Genomic DNA, 4,136 nt, shown 5'->3' with positions numbered 1-4,136 from the left:
GTCCAACAGGTATTTATCCATTGTGCTACGACAACGGATAAATACTTAAGCGTTATGCGATAAAGGAAGTTATATGAACGAAGATATTTTAAACAATCTAAATCAAAATATAGATGTTGGTCCACAAGTAATTAATGCACTTCAATGCTTTATTGAAAATGATAGTTATCTTTTGAGAGTTAATGCAAACGAACGCTCATTAACTCATCGGATCGGTATGTATTTACAAGCTGAGTTTTCAAATTATCACGTCGATTGTGAATATAATCGTGATGATCATGAGCCAAAAGAACTTTATATTGGAACTGAAGATACAGATGTTTACGATGATAATGCTATGACAGTGTACCCTGACATAATTGTCCATCGACGTGGCTCTAATGATCATAATCTTTTAGTTATTGAGTTTAAAAAAACGTCATCTAGGGTTAATAGTAATAAAGATATAGTTAAATTAAATGCGTACAAAAGAGACCTTAATTATACACATGCTCTGTTCATTGAATTAGGTACGACGCATCCGTTTGATAGTAGTGTAACCGAAGTCCGATGGATTTAATCGAATAACAAATGCATCAACACGATTTGCTACATTCGGCATTCTAGATTTCTTTGGGTTTACCGTATTAAGTGGTAAATTTGAGCTTAATCTGCATAGTAGCGAACGTGTTATGCAGGCGCTGACGGATCCCCTCATATTTTCCCGAATCCTGCATTGTGTGTGAGCCTTTGATATTCGAACATTCCCCATTGATATTGGGATTCGTTAATTTGATATCGTCGATGATTTCGTACCTCTCTTCCTAGACGAGGTATGGATAGAACTCTGCGGTGTTTAATGCTATTGGCTTGGAAGTCAAAATGCCACTTGGCTTGTACTGCAATGAGGCCATTCCACCACATCAAGATTTCAGCGAGCAACGCAATAAGAAGTAGGATATCCAATCGCTTAGTACAACGAGTTCTGTTGTGACGAAGTGCGATCCCATAGGCGGTACTCTTTAGATCGCGGAAGGCTTCTTCTATTTGCATGCGCTTGGCGTACAGGTTGGTAATTTGTACTTCATTTAAGATATGTCTAGGGATATTGGTCGCGAGTAACCACGGCTCCTTTGCACTGCGCTGATAGAGATGTGTAGCGGAGTGTTTTTGGCTGGTTCTGCTATGGCGCTGGGCTTTTCTGCCTTTTTCTAATCCCTTATAAACATAGGCTTCACAAGATATCGGTGATCTCTTTGCTAATAAGCAGTGGCCAAGATATTTGGGTTTATGGACAGCGTTTGGATAAAGGTTTTATTTGAGACCCAAGGTTTTTGAGGTTGTTTGATTGATACTTCACCTCGGACACGACCTAACCAAAACCAATCTTTCTCCTGAACTTGGCGGAACCAAGTATTTCTAAAACCCGCATCAGAAACGATGATCGGACTTATTTTATTCGGCAAAATACTCGGCAATTTATCGAGGAATGTTTGGTGACTTTTCTATGAATTGTATTGGCCATACTCAAAAACTTGTTCAAAGATTGTGATGGCTCGACCATCAAGTGCAACGGATGCTCTTAACGTCATATAACGAAGTTGTTCACGAACATCAGACCAATCAACAAGGATCACAGGGCATGGGTTAGCGCCCGTTATTAAGTAGGCATGCCATTTATAGATAAGGTCTTTTTCACGATGTAGTTGGCGATTTCCAAGCAGTCTATCAACGCGTTTGATCGCATGTTTTACCGTGGTATTAGTGTCCAGTTTCCGACCTAGTTTAGTCAGCGTTAAGTCTGAACCGTCAAGTACACTTTTTGTAGCAAGTATCAGAGAACTAAAGCGTTTTTTGTGAATGGAGGGGCATTGGTTTTGTATGGTTTGTTGTAGAATCTGAATGTCGCGCATTGTTAACCCACTTGTTCGAAATGTGTGTTCAGCGATATTCATTAGATCAAAGACGGCGATGCACGTCTACCTCATTGTTTTTACGCCTGATTATGAGGGGATTCGCAAGATGCCGGCGTTAGCAAACTATGATTCGATGGATGATTTTATATGAGAACATTCGGTATATATGGGTATGAGTGCACAAATGAAATAAAGGCGGTGTCTTTTAGAATTGTGCCTTTCTCGACAGATATAAAATTAACACGAGAAAAATCCCGCAAAGAAGATGTATATGAATTGACTGCTTTTGTAGAGGTTGACGATTGTAGTGTTGGCGACTTAGATCAGTTTTTGTTTGACTTAGAAGCCATACTTACTTTTGTAGAGCATCGAAGCGTTATAATAAATAATGAACTATTTGTTCACGAATCAATGAATGACCTACCAAAGGACTTTCCGACAAAAATATTTGGAAATCTGAGGGTAAGCGGTGGAGGGCATGTAATCCATAGCGATTATATGAAGTCTAACTCTAGAGGTGATTTCATCGAATTAGCGCTGTCATCTTTGGGAAATAATGTAACAAGGGCTTCTTTTTTTAGAGTTGTAGAGTCTATCAAAGGGTCTTCAAATTTTATTGATGTCCGATATTACCTACAGTTTTCTGCGCTAGAATCACTATGCCGACATGAAGTTAATATGAAAGGTGGTAGTGTAATTACAGCCATTTCAAAGTACTTAAACTCGCACGGGTTTGATGTGTATGAGCATATGGATAAGAGTAACCTATATAAATCAATTGGGTCATATTCAGCGCTAAGAAACGCACTCTTCCACAATGCTTCATTAAGCGCTGAAGTTAATATTGATAATGAGATTTTTACATTAGAACTTACAGACTTTAGTTATTCATTTGGAACTCTTGTTAGTTTAGTTCTCATCAAGCACATCGGCTTTGATGACGGCTGTATAAATTGGAATGCTTGGCTAGATCGTATGATGTTCAAGTGAGAAGTTTGCTAACAAACGCTTTAAGACGGATTCGCAACGCGTGGCATTTTCAGTATGCGTTGCTTTTGGTATTTGAGGTGGAATGCGGTAGCTTAGGTATTGCGTTGCTCACCACTTAAGCGGGCGTTAACTGCCTTGAGGCAGCCTAGGAAGAGCTGCCTCCCTAGACTGGTGATAATTAAGATTTAGAAGGGGCTTTCTGCTCTGGAGTGTCGGCTAAGTCGGTGTCCACTTTGGTCAATTTTTCTACCTTGGCTTGACTAATGTGCGTAATACTAGCAATAGGTATTGAAATGACATCATCTGAGTTGAACTTACTAAAAAAGACAAACTTGTCAGTAGCGCTAATAAAAACTAATTTTTCCTCCTCATGAGCAGGTAGTTTACTACCGTCTCGTAAGAATACTTTAGAGTAGTACTCAGGGGTTTTCTTTATCTGAACTATTTGTTTGTTAGACAAGGAAGTTACTAAGAAAAACGCTACGCATGTACCCAAAAAAAACATTAGACCAATTGTTCCCACTAGAATTGATCGCTCTTTGAGTATGGAAGTTGTGAGGTTTTTGAGCTCTAGTTCCAGAGCTTCTTTCTTCGAGGTATGATGCTTTGTTATGGCTGATGGTTCATCACCAAATAGGTCATGATTTCGTTGTTGCTTTAGTTTCGATTCAATTCTTTCGATTTCTTTATTAGTTTCTAGTTCTTTCTCAGAAAGGCGTTGTCTTTTTCGCTTAAGTAAGACGTAGCTCCCTACAATCAAGAACAGAATAGGTGCAAAAAGCTGTATAAGCATGTCTGGGTATTTAAGACCCGCAAGAAAGAAGTCGTCTAATGATGCGAAAACAACGATGTTGACGCCAAAACTCTTGAATAAAGTATATTCTGTCCAATAGCCTAATCCTGAAAATAATAAAGCTGTGCATGTAAATACGAGGATTGGATGTGACTTGAGTAGGTCGAAAAACTCGCTATCGTTAGTTGTTTCCTTTTTCATAAAGCCTTGTATAGTATTGTTGGTTATGTATTGATTTTACAGATTATTTTCATTGATTGGAATAGACGCCAGTGAAATCAACAGTTTACAAACTGTTTAAGAGGGATTCGCAACGCGTGGCATTTTTATTATGCGTTAGTTTTAGCGTTTAAGGTGGTATGCGGCGGCTTCGGTATTGCGTTGCTCACCCCTTAACAGGGCCACATGGATTCCCCCGGTTGTCAAACATCCGCTAAACTTATGTTGATGGGTTTTGG

At 39.1% G+C, this 4,136-nt stretch carries 3 protein-coding genes and 1 pseudogene; 2 read left to right on the top strand and 2 right to left on the bottom strand.

Annotated features, from left to right (window positions below; genetic code table 11):
* Nucleotides 1-73 precede the first annotated feature (73 nt).
* Nucleotides 74-559: a hypothetical protein gene (locus AB6C75_RS22985; protein ID WP_102561959.1), complete on the top strand. Its 486-nt coding sequence runs from the start codon at nucleotides 74-76 to the stop codon at nucleotides 557-559.
* A gap of 134 nt (nucleotides 560-693) precedes the next feature.
* On the opposite strand, the pseudogene AB6C75_RS22980 reads toward AB6C75_RS22985, so the two are convergent.
* Nucleotides 694-1,892 (bottom strand): annotated as a pseudogene (locus tag AB6C75_RS22980) (IS4 family transposase).
* Between the two features lie 150 nt (nucleotides 1,893-2,042).
* On the opposite strand from AB6C75_RS22980, the gene AB6C75_RS22975 reads away from it, so the two are divergent.
* Nucleotides 2,043-2,885 (top strand): hypothetical protein, encoded by an 843-nt coding sequence (locus AB6C75_RS22975; RefSeq protein WP_372109418.1) that lies wholly within the window; start codon nucleotides 2,043-2,045, stop codon nucleotides 2,883-2,885.
* A 178-nt stretch (nucleotides 2,886-3,063) separates the two neighbouring features.
* On the opposite strand, the gene AB6C75_RS22970 is transcribed toward AB6C75_RS22975, so the two are convergent.
* Nucleotides 3,064-3,879: a hypothetical protein gene (locus AB6C75_RS22970; RefSeq protein ID WP_210464266.1), complete on the bottom strand. Its 816-nt coding sequence runs from the start codon at nucleotides 3,877-3,879 to the stop codon at nucleotides 3,064-3,066.
* Nucleotides 3,880-4,136: the final 257 nt, after the last annotated feature.

Source organism: Vibrio sp. 10N.237.312.B06, from assembly GCF_041464685.1.
In the GTDB taxonomy this organism is placed as follows: Bacteria; Pseudomonadota; Gammaproteobacteria; order Enterobacterales; family Vibrionaceae; genus Vibrio; species Vibrio tasmaniensis_A.
The sequence above is the reverse complement of the archived record's forward strand: the minus strand, read 5'-3'. Positions and strand labels throughout refer to the sequence as shown.

Coding starts and splice junctions, on each gene's coding strand:
- AB6C75_RS22975 (WP_372109418.1), top strand. CDS start 2,043: ATGAGAACATTCGGTATATATGGGTATGAGTGCACAAATGAAATAAAG.
- AB6C75_RS22985 (WP_102561959.1), top strand. CDS start 74: ATGAACGAAGATATTTTAAACAATCTAAATCAAAATATAGATGTTGGT.
- AB6C75_RS22970 (WP_210464266.1), bottom strand. CDS start 3,879: ATGAAAAAGGAAACAACTAACGATAGCGAGTTTTTCGACCTACTCAAG.